Raw genomic sequence first — 19466 nt, 5'->3', positions numbered from 1 at the left:
ATCGTTCGGAGGTGGGGATGGGGGTGGGGCGTGGGCCCAGAAGGTGGGCCGGGCCCCGGCCCGGACGAACCGGACCGGGGCGGGTCCTCAGCCCTGGCGCGGGTTGCGGGCGATGAAGTCGTCGGCGATCTCGTCGAAGGTCACCCAGCGGGTCCCCTCGTGAGCGTTGATGTGGGCGATCAGCCGCTCGAGCATGAGCAGCACCTGGGGGCGACCCGAGACGTCGGGGTGGATGGTGAACGTGACGACCGCGGGGGCGTCGTCGTCGCCGTCGCCCGTCTCGCGGTAGACCCAGTCGAACTGGTCGCGCCACATCTCCTCGAGGTGGCGGGGGTTGACGAAACCGTGGCTGTTCGGGCTCGTCTTGATGAACATCATCGGCGGCAGGTCGTCGAGGTACCAGTTCGCCGGAATCTCGACGAGCGCCGTCTCCTCGCCCCGCTGCAGGGGTTTCATCCACGAGCTCGCGGGCTGGGAGTAGTCGATCGGGGTCCAGGAGTCCCCGACGCGGACGTAGTAGGGCTCGAAGTCCCGGTGCATGAGCGAGTGGTCGTACTTGATGCCGCGTTCGAGCAGGAGTTCGTTGCTGACCCGGGAGAACTCCCACCATGGGGCCACGTAACCGGTCGGACGGCGACCGCTGACCCGGGTCACGAGGTCGATGCAGCGGTCGAGGACCTCGGTCTCCTGCTCCCGGCTCATCGCGATCGGGTTCTCGTGGGAGTAGCCGTGGATCCCGATCTCGTGCCCCGCGGCGACCACCGCATCGGTCTGGGCGGGGAAGGTCTCGATGGAGTGGCCCGGGATGAACCACGAGGTCTTCATCTCGTGGCGGCGGAACAGTTCGAGCAGGCGGGGAACACCGACCTCACCCGCGAACAGGCCGCGCGAGATGTCGTCGGGCGAGTCCTGCCCGCCGTAGCTGCCGAGCCAACCGGCGACGGCGTCGACGTCCACGCCGAAGGCGCAGAGGATCTCCTTGGGCACAGCACTTCCTCCTGGTGGTGGGTCCGACCCGGAACGGGTGGGTCCGGGGGTGGGTTTCGGGGGTTCGTAGGGTTCACTCCGCGAGGGCGCGGACGGGAAGCGTGGCGACCGCCCGGGCGGCGAAGGCGGCGGGCAGCTCGGCGGACGGGGTGCGCGCGGCCAGCAGGGCCAGCAGCAGCACCCGGGCCTGCCCCGGGCGCAGCAGGCCCGAGGGCAGGGCGCCCGCGGCCAGCAGGTCGGCCCCGCCCCCGCCGCCGTAGATGCCCACGACGGGGCCGGTCGGCACGCGGGTGGAGAGCACCACGGGCACGCCGGCGGCGACGAGGTCGGTCACCGGCCCGAGCAGCGCCGGCGGGGCGTTGCCCGCCCCCATCCCCTGCAGCACGACACCGTCCGCCCCGGCGGCCACGTGGGCCCGCAGGGCGACCGCGTCGGCGCCGGGGTAGAGCGCGACCACGTCGACCCGCACGGCGCCGAGGTCCAGGGCGGTGAGGTCCAGCGCGGGCGGTCGCTGCGGCAGCGAGTGCAGGTGGACGCCGTCGCGGCTCACCCGTCCGAGCAACCCGCCCGAGGGGGAACCGAAGGCCTGCGTGGCCAGCGTGTCGACCTTCTGCACCCCCCGCGCGGTCCGGACGGAACCGTCGAAGCAGACGACCACCCCGGCACCGCGGGCCGCGGGGGCGGTCGCCACCAGCAGCGCGTCGCGGAGGTTGGCCGGTCCGTCGGACCGCGGGTCGTCGGCCGGACGCTGGGCCCCGGTGACCACGACCGGACGGGGGTCGTCGTGGACGAGGTCGAGCAGGAACGCCGTCTCCTCGGTGGTGTCGGTCCCGTGGGTGAGCACGACGCCGTCGACGTCCTCGTCGGCGAGCGCCGCCCGCACGGACGCGGCGATCTGCCCCATGTCGGTCGGTTGCAGCGCGAACCCGTTCCACAGCCCCGCGTCGAGCACCTCGACCGTGACGCCGTCGGGAACCTCCACGCGGGCGAGCAGGTCCGCGCCGGACAGGGAGGCCCGATGGCCGCCCGCCGCCGATCGCTGGCTGGCGATCGTGCCACCGGTGGTGACGACGACGGCTCGACGCACAAGTCCTCCTGAGGGTCGTGGCGCGCGGCTCCGATGCGACGTCGCCCCGGTGGCCAATCGTTTGAGCAGCGCGCCCAAACGATTGCGCTTGGTGTTGACGCCTAGAAAACCGACCCCCAGGCACCGCGTCAAGACCTTCCGGAGAACTCGGGGCGGAGGCGGCGCATCCTTAACACGCGCGTCACACAGGACCGGCCCCGCTCACCTGCCGGCAACACGTACGGTGGCGCCGTGGAGGCTTCCGAGGAGCGAGCGGCGACGCCGGCGCGCGGGGTGCGCCGGGGGCCGGTGACCCTGCGCACCATCGCCGAACTGGCCGGTGTCCACGTCACGACCGTCTCCCGGGTCCTCGCCCCTCCCGCCCAGGCGGTCCGGACGTCCTCCCCCGAGACGGCGCAGCGCATCCGCGAGATCGCCGCCGAGCTCGGCTACCGGGCCGACCCCCACGGCCGGGCGCTGCGCACCAACCGCAGCCGACTGGTCGGGGTGCTGGTCCCCCGGCTCGCCGACCTCGTGCTCGCGACCATCTACGAGGGGATCGAGGACGCGGCCGGACGCTCGGGGTACTCGACGTTCGTCACCAACAGCCAGGACGACGTCGAGCGTCGGGCGGACCGCACCGACATGCTGCTCGCCCGCCGGGTGGACGGGGTGATCCTCGGCGACGCCCCCGTCGACGGTTCCTCCCTCACCCGGCTCGTCGAGCGCGGCACCCCCTACGTCCTGGTGAGCCGACGTTCCCCCGGGCACCCGTCGGTGACCTGCGACGACGTCACCGGCGGGCGCCTCGTGGCCGAGCACCTGCTGGAGCTCGGGCACCGCGACGTGGCGGTGGTCGCCGGGGAGCCCTACACCAGCACCGGCCTGGACCGGACCGGCGGCTTCCTCGCCGCCTTCGCCGCGGCCGGGTTCCCCGTCCCGGCCCACCGGGTGCGGACGTCGGGTTTCGACGTCCCCGGCGGGCGGGCCGCCGCGGAACTCCTCTTCGCCCACGGAACCCTGCCGACCGCGGTGTTCGCGGTGAACGACTTCGCCGCCATCGGCGTCATGGGCGCGGTCCGCGACCGTGGCCTCACGGTCGGGCGCGACGTGTCGGTGGCGGGGTTCAACGACGTTCCGCTGGCGGCGGAACTACCGGTCGCGCTCACCACCGTCCGCTCCCCGATGCACGAGATGGGCCGACGGGGTTTCGCACTGCTGCTGGCCCGGCTCGAGGGACGCGAGGTGTCCTCGGAACTGCTCACCCCGCAGCTGCTCGCCCGCGCCTCGACGGGTCCCGCCCCTCGCTGAGGACCGCGGGGTCGGCCCCGTCCGGGGAGTTCGCCGGATCCCCACGTCGCGGGGTTCGTTCTCCCGCAGCAGGATCACGCCGCCCAGCGCCAGGGCCAGCCCCAGGCCGGTCGGGACGGTCAGCGCGTGGCCGAGCATCGGGACCGCCCACAGCGCGGTCACCGCGGGCGTCAGGTACAGCAGGGAACTGGCCCGGGCCGCTCCGTCGCGGGCGGTCACGAGGTAGTAGCACGCGTAGCTGCCGAGCCCGGCGAGGACGGCCCACGTGACCGCCACCCAGAACCCGGACGCCACCGGCGGGACGAGCTCGCCGGCGGCAGCGGCCCCGGCGGTGAAGAAACCCGCGGTGAACAGCGACTGCGCGGCCAGGCCCGGCAGCAGCCCGACCCCGGGGTGGGACCACCGGCGGTGCAGCAGGGTCCCCGCGGTGAGGGCGAGCATGGCCCCGAACGGCAGCAGCAGGGCGAGCAGGGCCGTCCCGGCGCTCAGGTCGCCGGCGGCGGCGACGGCCACCCCGGCCGAGCCGAGACCGAGACCGACGACCTGTCGGCCGGTGACGCGTCCGGACCCGCCGAGCGCGGTCAGGGCGAGCACCAGCGCCGGTTGCAGCGAGGCGACCAGGGCGGAGGTGCCGGCCGGCACCCCGGCGGCCGCGGCCTGGAACACCCCCGCGAGGTAGAGGCACTGGCAGAGCAGCGCGATCACCCCCTGGCGCACCCAGTCCCGCCCCGACAGGCTCCGCAGGGCCGGTCCGAGCCACGGCGCCAGCAGCAGGGCGACGAGCAGCGCGCGCCAGGCCAGCAGGGTCCCCGGCGAGGCCCACGGCGCCCCCAGCTCGGCACCGATGAAACCCGAGCTCCACACCAGCACGAGGGCGACGCCCCGCGCCGTCCCACCCGAGATCGTCGTCATGGCCGCACACAACCATACCGGTCGGTATACTCGCAGTGCACCGACCGCTGGAGGAACCGTGCCGAGCATCGCCGCCCACCCGTCCCTGACCGGGCTCGACGGGTCGACGCCCCCGTCCCTGCGTCCCGTGCTGCAACCCCTGCCCGCGCTGACGTCCGCCGGGACCCGGCTCCTGGACGCCGCCTCGGAACTGTTCTACGACCGCGGGGTCCGGGCCGTCGGGGTCGACCTGATCGCCGAGACGGCCGGGACGACCAAGAAGACGCTCTACGACCGGTTCGGCTCCAAGGACGCCCTGGTCGCGCTCTACCTGCTGCGCCGGGCCCACCGGTGGCGGGCCCACCTGCTCGCCCACCTCGCCGAGGCCGGTGACGTCGCCCCCGTGCTCGTGGTCTTCGACGTGCTCGAGGACTGGATGGGCGGCCAGCGCCGGGGGTGCGCCTTCGTCAACGCCTACGCGGAGCTGGGCGGGGTCGGCCCGGGACGCGAGGAGCACCCGGCCGTCCCCGTCGTCCGCTCGGAGAAGGCCTGGATGCGGGCGCTGTTCGACGAGCTGACCGGGGACGCCACCCTGGGCGGGCACGTGCACCTCGTCTACGAGGGGACGCTCGTCCTGCTCACCGCCGGTGGTGACCCCGGGGTGAGCGCGACCGCGCGCGCGGTGGTCGCCGGCCTGGTCGAACGACGCGGGGACCGGGACCGCCCGGCCCGGGGAAGGTGAGGAGCCTGCCGACGGTTGCCGAGGGCATGAGCACCCGAGAGCACCGCGAACCCGGCCCGGACCACCCGATCACCGTCACCCCCACCGCCGGGGAGGTCGTCGTCCGCGTCGGTGACGTCGTCGTCGCCCGGTCCTCGGCGGCCCTGACCCTGCAGGAGTCGACCTACCCGCCCGTGCAGTACGTCCCGCTCACCGACGTGGACCCGGACCGGTTGCGCCCCAGCAGCACGCGGACGTGGTGCCCGTTCAAGGGTGAGGCCGCGTACTTCTCCCTGGCGGTCGAGGGACGGGAACTGCCCGACAGCGTGTGGAGCTACCCCGAGGCCTCCCCCGCGGTCGCGGGCATCCGCGGCCACGTGGCGTTCTACCCCGACCGGGTCTCGATCACCGTCGGCTGAGCGGCCTCGCGACGGGCGCGGCGGTCATCCCCGCCGCGTCCGCCGGATCGAGATGACCCGCTGCAGGATGACGAACACCAGCAGCACGCTGCCGATGAACACCCGGGTCCACCAGGAGTCGAGGTTCTCCCGGGCGATGAGCACCTGGATGAGGCCGTACACCGCGACCCCGGCCCCCGTCCCCAGCACGAAACCCGTGCCCCCGGTGAGCAGGGTGCCGCCGATCACCACGGCGGCGATGGCGTCGAGCTCCATGCCGACCCCGGTGAGGTTGTACCCCGACTTCGTGTAGAAGGCGAAGAGGATGCCCGCGATCCCGGCGCACGTCCCGCTGATGACGTAGACGAGGACGCGGGTCCGCTCGGCCCGCAGCCCCATGAGGCTCACCGCCTGGCCACGGTCACCCGCGCCGAGACCGTAGACGGTGCGACCGAACCGGGTGTGGTGCAGCACGAGGTAGGCCAGCAGCAGGATCGCCAGCGCCACGACGACGCTGCTGGTGATCCGCCAGGACTGCCGGCCCTCCCCGAACCGCAGGCCCGCCGCGGCGAGCGCGCTGAAACCCGGGTCGTCGATGGGCAGCGGCCGGGTCCCGATGACGGTGGCCGCCCCTCGCGCGAGGAACAGCACGGCCAGTGACGCGATGAACGGTTGGACGTCGAAGTACTGGACGAGGACGCCGATCACGGTGCCGCACAGGGTTCCCAGCAGCACCCCGAGGACGAGCACGACCGGCAGCGGCAACCCGGCGCCGAAGAACTGGGCCACCACGAGCCCGACGAGAGCGACGACGGCCCCCACGGACAGGTCGATCCCCCCGGCCAGGATGACGAACGTCATCCCCACCGCCAGCACCAGCAGGTAGGAGTTGTCGATGAGGAGGTTCGAGACCAGGCGCATGCTGATGAAGTCCGCGCGCGGGGTCGAGTAGCGGGCCTGCCCGACGGCGAGCATGACGACGAGGGCCAGCAGGGTTCCCGCGACCGGCAGGTGGCGGACGTCGAGGCGGCGCCGGGGCCGGGTGGGGGCGGGCGAGGGGGCGCGCCCGGGAGCGGTGGGGGTCGAGGTGCTCATGCCGACATCTCCTTGGCCGGGTCGGGGGCGCTGATCCGTCGGGGGTCGCTGCCGGGCGTCGACGGGGGCCGTCGACGCCCGCCCAACCACTGCTTCGCCCGCGGGGAGGCCGCGACGCAGATCGCGATGAGGACGGCCGCCTTGAACAGGTTCGTCGTCGTCGAGGGCAGCTGGAAGATGATGACCGCCCGTTCGATCGTGGTGAGCAGCAGCGCTCCCACGACCAGACCGGACAGGTAGAACCGTCCGCCGTCGAGCCGGGTCCCGCCGAGGACGACCACGACGATGGCGTTGAGCTCGAAGAACAACCCGATGTTGTTCGCGTCGGCGGCCATGGTCGGTGCGCCGTAGACGATCCCGGCCAAGGCCGCCAACCCGCCGGCCAGCACGTACACGGTGAACGTCGTCCGTCGGGACCGGACCCCGGAGAGCCGGGCCGCCTCCCGGTTGATGCCGATGGCCTCCAGCAGCATGCCGAGGGCGCTGCGCCGGACGACCAGGGCGACGACGGCGAACACCACGGCCCCGATCACGACGGCGGTGGGCAGGCCCAGCACCGAACCGGCGCCGAGCGCCTTGAACGGCGGACTCGTCACCGTCGTGATCTGTCCCTTGGTGATGAGCATGGCGATCCCCCGCCCGGCCACCATGAGGATCATCGTGGCGATGAACGGTTGCACCCCCAGCACCGTCACGAGGACCCCGTTGAAGGACCCCACGGCGACCCCGAGGAGCAGGCCCAGGACGACCGCCGACAGCACGGTGAGGGGGTTCCCGGCGTCGGCGGACCCCTGCAGGTAGGTGAGCGAGACCGCCAACGAGATCGCCATCACCGCCCCGACCGACAGGTCGATACCGCCGGTGGCGATGACCAGGCACATGCCGAGGGCCAGCAGCAACGGGGTCACGCTGTTGCGCAGGATGTCGACCGGTTGCCCGACGAGCGCTCCGTCGCGCACCGAGACGTCGGCGAAACCGGGGCTCGTGACCGAGCAGGCGACGAGCAGGACGACGAGGGCGAGCGTGGGCCAGAACAGGGCGTGCCCGCTCACCCGTCGGACGGTGCTCACCGGGGCGGATGCGTTCATGCCGCGGGTTCCTCCTTCTGCTGGTCCTGTGCCGGGGCCGTGGCGGCCATGACCGCCATCACCGTCCCGGTGCCGACGTCGTCGGAGTTCACCAGCTCGGCGACCACGGCCCGGTCCCGCAGCACGATCACGCGCTGGCTCAACCGCAGGACCTCCTCCAGCTCCGAGGAGATGAAGACCACGGACAACCCCTGCTGGGCGAGTTCCACGACCAGACGCTGGATCTGTGCCTTGGCCCCGACGTCGATGCCGCGCGTCGGTTCGTCCAGGACGAGGACCCGGGGCGACGTCGCCAGCCATCGCGCGAGCAGGACCTTCTGCTGGTTGCCGCCGGAGAGGTTGCGGATGAGGGCGTCGGGGTTCTTGGGGTTCACGTCGAGGGCGGTCATGTACCGCTCGACGATCTCGTCCAGCTCCCGGGCCGGCAGGGGGCGCCAGGCCCCGCGGCGGGCCTGCAGGGCGAGGGCCATGTTCTCCCGGATCGTGAGGTCTCCCACGATGCCGTCCTTCTTGCGGTCCTCCGTCGAGTAGGCGATCCCGTGCTGCAGGGCGGGCAAGGGTGAACCGAACCGGACCGGGGAACCGTCGACCCGCAGCTCCCCGGCGTCCGGGCGGTCGGCACCGGTCAGCAGCCGCACCGCCTCGCTGCGCCCGGAACCCAGCAACCCCGCGAACCCGACGATCTCCCCCGCGTACAGGTCGAGGTCGAACGCCTCGACCCCTCCCGTCCGGGCGATCCCCCGGGCGCTCACCACCGGCCGGTCGTCGGCACCGTGCAGACCGACCGCGGCCCGTGCCGTCTCCTCCACCCCGGCGAGCTCGTCGCCGGACCGCCCGATCATCGCCGCGATGAGGTCGCGCCGGGGCAGGTCGGCGGTCCGGCTCTCCAGCACGAAGCGCCCGTTGCGCAGCACCGTCATCCGGTCGGAGATCTCGTAGACCTGGTCCATGAAGTGCGAGACGAAGAGGATCGCCACCCCCGAGTCCCGCAGCTGCCGCACGACCCGGAACAGTTCGGCGACCTCGGCGCGGTCCAGGCTCGACGTGGGTTCGTCCAGGATGAGCACCTTCGCCTCGACGACCATGGCCCGGGCGATCGCGACGAGCTGCTGCACCGCGATGGTCTGCGCGTCCAGGGGCGAACGCGGGTCCAGGTCGAGGTTGAGGCGCCGCAGGTGCTCCACCGCCGCGCGCCGGGTCCGGCGCCAGTCGACGAACGGCCCCCTCCGCACCTCGTGCCCGAGCATCACGTTCTCGGCCACCGACAGGTTGGGGCAGAGGTTGACCTCCTGGTAGACCGTGCTGATGCCGGCCGCGCGGGCGGCCCCGGGTTCGGCCAGGTGCAGGACCCGGCCGTCCAGGCGGACCTCCCCGGCGTCGAGGCGGTGGACCCCGGTGAGGGCCTTGATGAGCGTGGACTTCCCGGCCCCGTTCTCGCCCATGAGGGCGTGGACCTCACCGGGGAACAGCCGCAGGTGGACGTCGTCGAGGGCGCGCACCCCGGGGAAGTCGATGGTCGCCCCGGAGACCTCCACCCGGGGGGCGACCTCGCGCACGTCGGGCGACAGGCCGGGGTTTCCTGCTGGGACCGGGTTCTCGGTCATGTCTCCTCCGGAGGGGTACGACGGGGACGGACGGGTTCCGGCGCCGGGGGGACCGGCGCCGGAACGAGACCTCAGTAGGGACGGGCGTCGACCTGGGCCTGGGTGATGGTCTGGTCGAACGTCGTCTCCTCGACCACGGTCTCCTTGGGGACGTCCTCGCCGTTCGCGACCTTCTTCACCAGCTCGGCGAGCTGGTCGCCGAAGGCCGGGTTGCACTCCACGACGTAGTTGAACTTCTTGTCGACCAGGGCCTGCAGGCCGTCGCGGACGGCGTCGACGGACACGATCTGGATGTCGGTGCCCGGGGCCTTCCCGGCGGCCTCGATCGCCTCGATCGCCCCCAACCCCATGTCGTCGTTGTGCGTGAAGATCATCGTCATGTCGGGGTAGGCCTGCAGGGCAGCCTCGGTGGCGGTCCGGCCCTCGGCCCGGGTGAAGTTGCCGCTGGCCTTGCCGATCACCTGCTCGCCGACGACCGCGTCGAAACCCTCCTCGCGGTCGACCTGGGCCCCGGACCCCAGGGTGCCCTGAAGCTCGAAGATCTTGGCGTCCGGCGCGTTCTCGGCCACCCAGTCCCCGGCCTTCTTGCCCTCGGCGGCGAAGTCGGAGCCGATGTGGGTCACGTACGGGTCGCTGACCGTGGTGTCGACCGTGCGGTCCACCAGCACGACGGGGATCCCGGCGTCCTTGGCCTCCTGCAGGACGTCGTCCCACCCCGTCTCGACCACCGGGGAGAAGGCGATGACGTCGACGTCCTGGGCGATGAAGTCGCGCAGCGCCTTGATCTGGTTCTCCTGCTTCTGCTGCGCGTCGACGAACACCAGGTCGAAACCGTTGGCCGCGGTGAGGTTCTCCTTGACCGACTCGGTGTTCGCCGTCCGCCACCCGCTCTCGGCGCCGAGCTGGGAGTAGCCGACCCGGATCGCCGAACCGGCGTCGCCACCACCGCCCACGTCGCTCTGCGCGTCACCCCCGCACGCGGCGAGCGACAGCGCCAGGCCGGTGCCGGCCAGGATGGACAGGAAGGTGCGCCTCTGGGTCTGGAACAAGGTGACTCCTCATCGAGCGGGTGGTCGCCGGTCCTGCCGTTGCCGACCGGGTGGTGCCCACCGACGTCGGGGGTGGACGGCGTCACCCCCGGGAGCGGGTCGGGTCGCTGCACTGCAACCCGGGGAACCACGCCGGTGTCCGCCCTCCACCGCGTTCCGGTGGTGTGCATCTCCAGTGTGAGCGCTCACACGACAGCGAATCAACGCACCCGGGATCACGAACGGGTAACACTCAGCCGCGGGTGACGGGTGCGGAACTCCGACGCGCGACGAGCTGAGGCGGCAACCGCACCGAACTCACCGGGGCCACCACCTCCCCGCGCCCGAGCGCCACGAGCTGCAGCGCGGTCCGCAGCGCGGTCCGGCCGAGTTCGGCGAACTCCTGCCGGACCGTGGTCAGGGGGGGCAGGAAGTGGGCCGATTCCGGGGTGTCGTCGAAACCCACGACGCTCACGTCCTGCGGGACGCGACGACCGGCCTCGGCCATGGCCCGCAGCACCCCGAGGGCCTGGGCGTCGTTGGCGGCGAACACCGCGGTCGCGTCGGCGATGCGTGCGAGGATCTGCCCGGCCCGGTAACCGGACCCGGCCGACCAGTCGCCGTCCAGGTGCGGGGGGATCTCCCGTCCGCCCGCCCGCAGCGCCGCTTCCCACCCGCGTCGGCGGGCCTGGGCGTCGTGCCATGAGTCCGGCCCGGCGACGTGCCAGACGGTGTCGTGCCCCAGGTCGAGAAGATGTTGCGTGGCAAGGAATCCGCCCGCCTCCTGGTCGACCGACACGTCGAGACGACCGGCTGCCGGCACGGAGTCCACGCTCACCACCGGAACCGGTGCGGTGGTGTCGGCGAGCGCGGCGGCCGCCGCCCGGACGGGGGCGACGACGACGATGGCCGACACCAGTTGTTCGGTCAGCCGGTTCATCCCCTGCGCCACGGAGGCCGCCTCGAACTCGATGACGTGCTCGACCGCGAGATGGATCCCGGCCTCGACCGCGGCCACCCCGAGGGCCGCGGTGATCGAGGCCGGCCCGTACAGCGCCGAACTGGGGGCCAGGACCCCGAGCACCCCGGCCCGCCCGGTCGCCAGCGCGCGGGCGACCGGATTGCGCCGGTACCCGAGTTCGTCGATGACGGCGAGCACGCGCTTGCGCGTCGCCGGCGCCACCTTCGGCGAATCGTTGAGCACCCGCGAGACGGTCTGGATCGAGACGCCCGCCCCGGCCGCGACGTCGTTGATGGACGGCGGACGGCCCCCGCGGACCCCCGCGGCGCGGTCGTCCATGAGAGCGCTCACACCCGGAGTGTAGGGATCACGGCCCGTCTCGTCAGCATCCCCGTCCATCCGCCCGCGACCGCCGTCGACCGGCCCGTTCAGAGGCCCCGGGCCCGGGCCCGGAGGTCGGCGTGGACGCCGCCGTAGGCCGGGGCTCCCCGGAGGAACCGTTTCGGGATCTTCGTGACGCAGGAGTAGTTCGCGTCGACGACGTTGGCCAACGGGACCCGGGAGATCTGCGACAGCAGCTGGTAGGCGTCGAGGGTGTCCAACCCGGTGAGGTCGGCGATCCAGGCGACGGCGTCGACCTGCCCGGCCCGCCAGGCGTCCTCCAGCGGCCGCCCGGACCCGACGACCATGAGGAACTCGTCGTCCTCCAACCGCGGCCAGGCCGGTCCCCCGCCCGAGGCGGACCCCTTCACCAGGTCGACCAGCAGGGTCGAGTGCATCGCCCCCTCGACCGCGGTCCCGCAGGACTCCCCCTCGCCCTGGCGGTAGTGCCCGTCGCCCAGCGAGAACAGCGCCCCGGGGACGTTCACCCGCAGGTACACGGTGGTCCCGACCCGCATCTCCGGGGTGTCCAGGTTGCCCCCGAACACGTCCGGGACGAGGGAGGTGCGCACCTCCCCGGCGGCCGGGGCGACCCCGACCGTGCCGAGCATGGGTTCCAGGGGCAGGGCCACCGACCAGTCACCGCCCCCGGCGACCTCCCCGCCCGCGACGAAACCCACCGTCCCCGCCGCGGTGTCCACCTCGTACACCCACGTGCGTTCCGGCAGCGCGGGCTGCAGCGTCGCGGTCCGGTCGGTCGAGGTGAGCCCGCCGAAGAACGGCACCAGCGAGGAGACCCCGTGGGAACGCGCGGGCCGGAGGTCCACCAGGTGCAGCACGAGGGTGTCGCCGGGTTCGGCGCCCTCCACGAAGAACGGCCCGGTCTGGGGGTTGAGACCGGGGAAGGTCTGCGCCGAGGTCACGTCGGCGGTGCCGCGCAGCTGCCCGGAGAAGGCGTCCTCGCTCCAGGCGGTGAGCAGGGTCCCCGGGCGCAGCGTGCGCAGCGGGGACGCGCCGCCGAAGGTCCAGGCGAACTCGGCCGGGGTCGGGACGACGTCCACGTGCTCCATCGCCCCACCCCACCACACCTCGCCCCGCCCCCGGGGCGACCCTCGACGCGACGCGCCCGGGGAGCCGCGACACGCCGGGACCTTCAAGATCCGGGCCCCGACGACCGATGAGGGTCGCGTGAGCTCCGCACCCTCGCGTCCCCGTGTCCCGGTCAAGCAGCTGCTGACCCCGCTCCTGGTCGTCGGGATGCTGGTGGCCGCCGCCGTGCTGCTGTTCCGGACCTTCCGCCACCTCAGCCTCGCCGATCTCGGCGCGGACCTCGTCGCGCTCGGTCCCGGGGTCGTGCTCGCCGCCCTGGCCGCGACCGTGGCCTCCTACGTGGCGATGACCGGGTACGACGCCCTGGCCCTGCGCTACGTCGAGCACCCGCTGCCCTACCGGCGCTTCGGGCTCGCCTCCTTCGTGGCCACCGCGTTCGGCAACAACCTGGGGGCCTCGGCCGTCGTCGGTGCGGCCCTGCGGGCCCGGGTCTACTCGACCTGGCAGGTCCCGGGCTTCGCCATCACCCGGATCATCGGGTTCAACCTCGTCACGCTGACCCTCGGGGCGGCCGTGCTGGCCGGGGCCGGTCTCGTGCTCACCCCGGAGCGGGCCGGCGACGCGCTGCGCCTGTCCCCCGGGGCCACCCTGGGCCTCGGCGTCGTCGTGCTGGCCGCGGTGGCGGCCTACCTCGGCTGGACCCTCGTGGGTCGCCGACCCCTCGGCTTCCGCGGCTGGCGCATCGACCGTCCCTCCCCCCGCCTCGCCCTGGCCCAGGTCGCGCTCTCCACGGTCGAGTGGATGACCATGGCGGCCGTCCTCCACGTCCTGCTGCCCGAACCGGGTCGGCTGCCGTTCCTGGCGTTCGCCACGGCCTTCACCATCGCCACCGTGGTCGGCCTGGTCAGCAACGTGCCCGGCGGGCTCGGCGTGTTCGAGACCGCGCTCGTCGTCCTCATCGGCTCCGGGACCCCCTCGGCCGGTCTGGCCGTCGCGCTGGTCGCCTACCGGCTCTGCTACTACGTCCTGCCCCTGCTGCTGGCCACCGTGCTGCTCGTGGGCCACGAGGCCCGGCACGGCCTCGGCTCGCGGTCGGAGTCGATCCGCCGCGGCCCCGCCCGGCTGCCGAGCGTGCTGACCCCCTCCGTCCTGGGGCTCGGCGTCGCCGGGGTCGGCGCGGTGATGCTGGTGGCCGGGCACCTGCCCGGCACCCGCGGCCTGGACCTCTCCTCGATCACCATCGGTCTCGCGGGTCTGGCCGCGCTGCCCCTGGCCCACGGCCTGCACCGGCGGTTGAAGGGCGCCTGGGCGGCCACCCTCGGGCTGCTCGGCCTGGTCACCATCGTGGCCGCCGGTCACGGTGACGTCGCCATCGCCCTGGTCACCGCCGGCTCCGCCGGACTGCTCCTGCTGGCCCGTCCCGCGTTCTACCGCGGGGTCCTGCTGACCTGGCCCCGCGACCGGGTGTCGCCCGTGGTGGCCGTGGTCCTCGTCGGGGTCTCCCTGTGGTGGCTGGAGCTGAGCGGGTTGTGCGCCCCGGGCGACCGACCGCTGTGGGCCGCCTCCATCGCCGCGCAGACGTCGGGGCCGGACCGGCTGGCCATCCTCGCCGGGATCGTGGGCATCGTCGTCGGCGGACGCTGGATCGTCTCCCCCCGCGCCCGGACCGCCCCCACCACCGACGGCGAGCAGCTGGCCCGGGTCGACGACATCGTCGCCCGCTCCGGCCGGTGCCTCTCCCACCTCGCCTTCACCGGTGACAAGCAGTTCCACTTCAGCCCGACCGGCGGCGCGTTCCTGATGTACCAGGTCGAGGGCCGCAGCTGGGTCGTCATGGGCGACCCGGTCGGCGAACCCGACGACTTCCGCGATCTCGTCTGGAGTTTCGTGGACGAGGTCGACCGCCACGGCGGGCGGCCGGTGTTCTACAACGTGATGGCCGACCACGCCGAGCTCTACCGCAGCTGCGGGCTGAGCCTGGCCAAGCTCGGTGAGGAGGCGGTCGTGCACCTCGAGCCGTTCTCGTTGGCCGGCAAGGCCCGCATGGGTCTGCGCAACTGCCGCAACAAGTCCCAGAAGCTCGGCCTGACCGTCGACTTCGTCCCCGCCTCCGACGTCGACCCGCTGCTCCCGGAGCTGCGCGAGGTGTCGGCCGCCTGGCTGGAGCACCGCAACGGCAAGGAGAAGCGCTTCTCCCTCGGCGCCTTCGACGACGAGTACGTCCGCCGGTTCCCGCTCATCGTCGTCCGCCAGGAGGGTCGCGTCATCGCCTTCGCGACGCTCTGGATCGACGCCGACGACCGCGAGGTCCAGGTCGACATCATGCGGCGCCTGCCCGACGGCCCCCGCACCGTCATGACGTACCTGTTCGTGGAGTGCATCCTCTGGGCCAAGGAGAACGGGTTCAGCGCGTTCAACCTCGGCATGGCCCCGCTGTCCGGTCTGCGGACCGACGCCACCGCCCCGTTCTGGGACCGCATCGGCAACCTGCTCTGGAAGCACGGCGAGCAGTTCTACAACTTCAAGGGGTTGCGGACCTTCAAGCAGGGTTTCGACCCCGAGTGGCGCACCTGCTACGTCGCGGCCCCCGGCGGCCCGGCGCTGCCCACCGCCATGATGAACGTGGCGACCCTCGTCGGCGGCGGGATCCGCGGGGTCGTCCGCGGCTGAGTCCTCGCCGGGGCACCCCGGGATCTCCCCGGGGTGACCCTGCGGTGGGTCGGCCTGGCGTCGGGTCACGACCCGACCAGCGAGGACCCCATGCCCGACACCTACGACGTCACGAGTCTGCCGCGCCGCGCCCCGCGAGAGGGGGCCGTCGGCGGCGCCGGCTTCTCGTGGCGCGCGGGTTCTGCCTCGCGCTCGCAGTCGTCGTCTGGTGGTGCTCCTCCGCGTGCCGTCCGGCGAGGACGTCCCGGTGGGCGACGGCATGATCGATCTCGTCCCGCCCACCAGGGCCGCGCCGGCCGTGGAACCCCGCGTCGCCGCGACGGGCGCGCCGGCCTGCAGCACCCGACCCGACGGGCGCGACGACGCCGGCACGCCGGTCTCCTACCCCGCCTCGGCGGTGCTCGACGACGCCGCGGTCGCCCAGACCTTGACCGACGGCACCCGGGACCTCCAGCTCCTCGACATCCAGCCCCGTGAGGTGACGGTCGTGCGACTCCGCATCACCGGCACCTACCCGGGTCCCGCCCCCTCCGACCAGGTCGCGATCAGCACCCTGCACCTCGGCTCGGGGGACGACGGGCAGGTGCCGCTGCTGCCGACGCGTCCCTGACCCCACGGGTCATCCCACGACGAGGACGAGGTCACCGCCCTCGACCTGCTGGATGCCGCCGAGGGCGAGCCGTTGCACGGTCCCGGAGATCGGGGCGGTGATCGCGGCCTCCATCTTCATGGCCTCGATGGTCGCGACGGTGTCACCGGCCTCGACGGCCTGCCCCTCCTCGACCGCGACGGTGACGGCGCCGGCGTAGGGGGCCGGGACCTGCCCGGCCACGGAGGGATCGGCCTTCTCCGCGGCCTTGACGGCCACGTCGATGCTGCGGTCGCGGACCCGCACCGGGCGCAGCTGCCCGTTGAGGATGGTCATGACCGTCCGCTGCCCGCGTTCGTCGGCCTCCCCGATCGCCTCCAGCTCGGCCAGCAGCGTGACGCCGCGGTCGAGGGTGAACACGTGCTCGTTGCCGGCCCGCAGGCCGTAGAGGAAGTCGCGGGTGTCGAGGACCGACACGTCGCCGTAGGTCTCCCGTACCTGGGCGAACTCCTTGGCCGGGCCGGGGAACAGGAGTTCGTTCAACCGGCGGCGACGCGCGAGGCCGCTGCCGGCCAGCACGGAACGGTCGTCGTCGGTGAGGTCGGCCGTGGGCGCGGGCCGGCGCCGTCCCTGCAACGCCCTGGTGCGGAACGGTTCGGGCCACCCGCCGGGCGGGTCGCCGAGGTCGCCGGAGAGGAACCCGACCACGGAGTCGGGCACGTCGTAGTCCTGCGGGTTGTCGGCGAACTCGCCCGGGTCGGCGCCGGCGGCGACCAGGGACAGGGCCAGGTCCCCGACCACCTTGGAGGAGGGGGTGACCTTCACCAGCCGGCCGAGGATCCGATCGGCCGCGGCGTACATGTCCTCGATCAGCTCGAACTTCGACCCCAACCCCAGCGCGATGGCCTGCTGACGCAGGTTGGACAGCTGCCCGCCGGGGATCTCGTGGTCGTAGACCCGCCCGGTCGGGGCGGGCAGACCGGACTCGAAGGGGGCGTAGACCTGACGCACCGCCTCCCAGTAGGGCTCCAGGTCCATCACCGCCCGCAGGTCCAGACCGGGGTCGCGGTCGGTGTGCTGCAACGCCGCCACCAGCGAGGAGGCGGGCGGCTGCGACGTCGTCCCGGCCATCGCCGCGCTCGCGACGTCGACGGCGTCCACCCCGGCCGCCGAGGCCGCGAGCAGCGTGGCCAGCTGCCCCCCGGCGGTGTCGTGGGTGTGCAGGTGCACCGGCAGGTCGAACCGTTCCCGCAACGCCGTCACCAACCGCACCGCGGCCGGGGCCCGCAACAACCCGGCCATGTCCTTGATGGCCAGGACGTGCGCGCCGGACTCCACGATCTGCTCGGCCAGGCGCAGGTAGTAGTCGAGGGTGTACAACCGCTCCTCGGGCGAGCTCAGGTCCCCGGTGTAGCAGAGGGCGACCTCGGCCACCGCCGACCCCGTCTCCAGGACCGCCTCGACCGCCGGGCGCATCTGCGAGACGTCGTTGAGGGCGTCGAAGATGCGGAACACGTCGATCCCGGTCCCCGCGGCCTCGGCGACGAACGCCGAGGTCACCTCCGTCGGGTAGGGGGTGTAGCCGACGGTGTTGCGCCCCCGCAGCAGCATCTGCAGGTTGGTGCGCGGCATGGCCTCCCGCAACGCCGCGAGCCGTTCCCACGGGTCCTCACCGAGGAACCGCAGGGCCACGTCGTAGGTCGCCCCGCCCCAGCACTCCACGCTCAACAGTTCCGGCAGCAACGCGTCCACGTGCGGGGCCACCGCGAGCAGGTCCCGCGTCCGCACCCGCGTCGCCAGCAGCGACTGGTGCGCGTCGCGGAACGTGGTGTCGGTCACCGCCAGCGGGGTCTGCGCCCGCAGTCGCGCCGCCCACGCCGCCGGCCCCAGCTCCCGCAGGCGTTCCCGCTGCGTCCCCCCCTCGACACCGCGCCGCGGACCAGCCCCCGTCCCTGTCCCCGGCCCGGGCAGGGCCGGGAGTTTCACCGCCGGGTCGATGAGGGTCCGGGCCGGACCGTGGGGTTCGTTGACGGTCACGTCGGCCAGGTAGCGCAGCAGTTTCGTACCCCGGTCACCCGGGGTGCGGGCGGTGAGCAGGTGCGGCCGTTCCTCGATGAACGACGTCGCGACGTCACCGGCCGCGAACGCCTCGTCCTCCAGGACCGACTGCAGGAACGGGATGTTGGTCGACACCCCCCGGATGCGGAACTCCGCCAGCGCCCGCGAGGCCCGCCGCACCGCCAACGGGAAACTTCGCCCCCGGCAGGTCAGCTTCACCAGCATCGAGTCGAAGTGCGCCGAGATCTCCGCGCCCGTGTCCGCGGTCCCCCCGTCCAGGCGGACCCCGGCCCCACCCGCGGTGCGGTAGGCGGTGATCCGCCCCGTGTCCGGGCGGAACCCGTTGGCCGGGTCCTCCGTCGTGATCCGGCACTGCAACGCCGCGCCGTTCACCCGGATCCCGGCCTGCGACAGGCCCAGGTCGGCCAGGGTCTCCCCCGCCGCGATCCGCAGCTGCGACTGCACCAGGTCCACGTCGGTCACCTCCTCGGTGACCGTGTGCTCGACCTGGATGCGCGGGTTCATCTCGATGAACACGTGCTGCCCGGCCCGCTCCCCCGTCGTCTCGACCAGGAACTCCACCGTCCCCGCGTTCACGTAACCGATCGAGCGGGCGAACGCGACCGCGTCGGCGGTCAACGCCTCCCGCAGGCCCGGGTCGAGGTTCGGCGCCGGCGCGATCTCCACGACCTTCTGGTGCCGACGCTGCACCGAGCAGTCCCGCTCGAACAGGTGCACCGTCTCCCCGGCCGCATCCGCCAGGATCTGCACCTCGATGTGACGGGGCCGCAGCACCGCCTGCTCCAGGAACACCGTCGGATCCCCGAACGCGCTCTCGGCCTCCCGCATCGCCGTCGCCAACGCCTCCGGCAACGCGGCCGCGTCATCGACGCGGCGCATCCCGCGCCCGCCCCCACCGGCCACCGCCTTCACGAACACCGGGAACCCGATGCCCTCCGCCGCGGCGACCAACGTGTCCACGTCGTCCGACGGAGCGGAGGAGGCCAGCACCGGCAAGCCCGCGGCCCGCGCCGCCCCGATCGCCCGGACCTTGTTCCCCGCCAGTTCCAGCACCTCCGGCGGCGGCCCCACGAAGGCGATCCCCGCCTCCGCGCACGCCTGCGCCAACCGCGGGTTCTCCGAGAGGAACCCGTACCCCGGGTACACCGCGTCCGCCCCCGCGTGCCGGGCCACCCGCACGATCTCGTCCACGTCGAGGTAGGCCCGGACCGGGTGCCCCTCCTCCCCGATCAGGTAGGACTCGTCCGCCTTGATGCGGTGCACCGCGTTGCGGTCCTCCACCGGGAACACCGCGACCGTCCGCGCCCCCAGTTCGTACGCCGCGCGGAACGCCCGCACCGCGATCTCGCCCCGGTTGGCCACCAGCACCTTTGCGAACACGACCTCGCCCTCCGTTGGGATCAGTGGGCGGCAACGTACCGGTTCTCGGGCCCCGGGCGGGACCCAGGTGCGCGAGCGCGACGTCGACGCCGTGATCGGGGCCCCGCCCGTCCGGGCGCGGTCGGACGCGGAGCAGGAGTCGTCATGAGCTCGTCCAGCACCATCAT

14 protein-coding genes and 1 pseudogene are annotated in these 19466 nt (G+C 73.2%); 5 read left to right on the top strand and 10 right to left on the bottom strand.

All coding sequences use genetic code 11. The annotated features are described in order from the left end of the window. Positions 1–87 precede the first annotated feature (87 nt). On the bottom strand, positions 88–987 hold the full coding sequence (locus tag ACFFKU_RS11115) for a polysaccharide deacetylase family protein (RefSeq protein ID WP_380137888.1): 900 nt from the start codon (positions 985–987) through the stop codon (positions 88–90). Between the two features lie 73 nt (positions 988–1060). Continuing rightward, positions 1061–2074: an asparaginase gene (locus tag ACFFKU_RS11110; protein WP_380137887.1), complete on the bottom strand. Its 1014-nt coding sequence runs from the start codon at positions 2072–2074 to the stop codon at positions 1061–1063. A 231-nt stretch (positions 2075–2305) separates the two neighbouring features. Here ACFFKU_RS11110 and ACFFKU_RS11105 point away from each other — a divergent pair, with 231 nt between their 5' ends. Then, entirely contained in the window at positions 2306–3364 is a 1059-nt protein-coding gene (locus ACFFKU_RS11105; protein WP_380137886.1) for a LacI family DNA-binding transcriptional regulator, read from the top strand. A 516-nt stretch (positions 3365–3880) separates the two neighbouring features. On the opposite strand, the pseudogene ACFFKU_RS11100 reads toward ACFFKU_RS11105, so the two are convergent. Then, positions 3881–4276, bottom strand: a pseudogene (locus tag ACFFKU_RS11100) (EamA family transporter); the annotation flags it as partial. A gap of 58 nt (positions 4277–4334) precedes the next feature. Here ACFFKU_RS11100 and ACFFKU_RS11095 point away from each other — a divergent pair. Further along, entirely contained in the window at positions 4335–4997 is a 663-nt protein-coding gene (locus ACFFKU_RS11095; protein ID WP_380137885.1) for a TetR/AcrR family transcriptional regulator, read from the top strand. 26 nt (positions 4998–5023) lie between these two features. Next, the gene (locus ACFFKU_RS11090; RefSeq protein WP_380137884.1) at positions 5024–5395 is read left to right on the top strand and encodes a DUF427 domain-containing protein; all 372 of its coding nucleotides are present in this window, start codon (positions 5024–5026) and stop codon (positions 5393–5395) included. Positions 5396–5419: 24 nt separating this feature from the next. Here ACFFKU_RS11090 and ACFFKU_RS11085 read toward each other — a convergent pair whose 3' ends face one another. The 6 genes from ACFFKU_RS11085 to ACFFKU_RS11060 all read right to left on the bottom strand — a co-directional run bounded on the left by ACFFKU_RS11085 (position 5420) and on the right by ACFFKU_RS11060 (position 12601). Beyond that, entirely contained in the window at positions 5420–6469 is a 1050-nt protein-coding gene (locus ACFFKU_RS11085) for an ABC transporter permease subunit (protein ID WP_380137883.1), read from the bottom strand. Next, positions 6466–7557, bottom strand: coding sequence for an ABC transporter permease (locus ACFFKU_RS11080; protein WP_380137882.1), 1092 nt, complete (start codon positions 7555–7557; stop codon positions 6466–6468). Before ACFFKU_RS11080 ends, ACFFKU_RS11085 begins: the two co-directional genes overlap by 4 nt. Next, positions 7554–9161 (bottom strand): sugar ABC transporter ATP-binding protein, encoded by a 1608-nt coding sequence (locus tag ACFFKU_RS11075; RefSeq protein WP_380137881.1) that lies wholly within the window; start codon positions 9159–9161, stop codon positions 7554–7556. Before ACFFKU_RS11075 ends, ACFFKU_RS11080 begins: the two co-directional genes overlap by 4 nt. Positions 9162–9232: 71 nt before the next feature. Continuing rightward, positions 9233–10210, bottom strand: coding sequence for an ABC transporter substrate-binding protein (locus ACFFKU_RS11070; protein ID WP_380137880.1), 978 nt, complete (start codon positions 10208–10210; stop codon positions 9233–9235). Positions 10211–10442: 232 nt separating this feature from the next. After that, on the bottom strand, positions 10443–11501 hold the full coding sequence (locus ACFFKU_RS11065) for a LacI family DNA-binding transcriptional regulator (protein ID WP_380137879.1): 1059 nt from the start codon (positions 11499–11501) through the stop codon (positions 10443–10445). Positions 11502–11578: 77 nt separating this feature from the next. Further along, the gene (locus tag ACFFKU_RS11060) at positions 11579–12601 is read right to left on the bottom strand and encodes an acetamidase/formamidase family protein (protein WP_380137878.1); all 1023 of its coding nucleotides are present in this window, start codon (positions 12599–12601) and stop codon (positions 11579–11581) included. Between the two features lie 118 nt (positions 12602–12719). On the opposite strand from ACFFKU_RS11060, the gene mprF reads away from it, so the two are divergent. Continuing rightward, positions 12720–15251, top strand: coding sequence for a bifunctional lysylphosphatidylglycerol flippase/synthetase MprF (mprF, locus tag ACFFKU_RS11055; RefSeq protein ID WP_380137877.1), 2532 nt, complete (start codon positions 12720–12722; stop codon positions 15249–15251). A 208-nt stretch (positions 15252–15459) separates the two neighbouring features. Next, a complete protein-coding gene (locus tag ACFFKU_RS11050; protein ID WP_380137875.1) occupies positions 15460–15861 on the top strand; it encodes a hypothetical protein in 402 nt (133 codons plus the stop codon). 9 nt (positions 15862–15870) lie between these two features. Here ACFFKU_RS11050 and ACFFKU_RS11045 read toward each other — a convergent pair whose 3' ends face one another. Continuing rightward, entirely contained in the window at positions 15871–19299 is a 3429-nt protein-coding gene (locus ACFFKU_RS11045; protein WP_380137874.1) for a pyruvate carboxylase, read from the bottom strand. Between the last annotated feature and the right edge of the window lie 167 nt (positions 19300–19466).

Source organism: Kineococcus gynurae, assembly GCF_042433995.1.
Taxonomy (GTDB): Bacteria; Actinomycetota; Actinomycetes; order Actinomycetales; family Kineococcaceae; genus Kineococcus; species Kineococcus gynurae.
The sequence above is the reverse complement of the archived record's forward strand: the minus strand, read 5'-3'. Positions and strand labels throughout refer to the sequence as shown.

Excerpts from the sequence above, each read along its gene's own strand:
- ACFFKU_RS11090 (WP_380137884.1), top strand. The coding sequence starts at position 5,024 with ATGAGCACCCGAGAGCACCGCGAACCCGGCCCGGACCACCCGATCACC.
- ACFFKU_RS11085 (WP_380137883.1), bottom strand. The coding sequence starts at position 6,469 with ATGAGCACCTCGACCCCCACCGCTCCCGGGCGCGCCCCCTCGCCCGCC.
- ACFFKU_RS11080 (WP_380137882.1), bottom strand. The coding sequence starts at position 7,557 with ATGAACGCATCCGCCCCGGTGAGCACCGTCCGACGGGTGAGCGGGCAC.
- ACFFKU_RS11075 (WP_380137881.1), bottom strand. The coding sequence starts at position 9,161 with ATGACCGAGAACCCGGTCCCAGCAGGAAACCCCGGCCTGTCGCCCGAC.
- ACFFKU_RS11060 (WP_380137878.1), bottom strand. The coding sequence starts at position 12,601 with ATGGAGCACGTGGACGTCGTCCCGACCCCGGCCGAGTTCGCCTGGACC.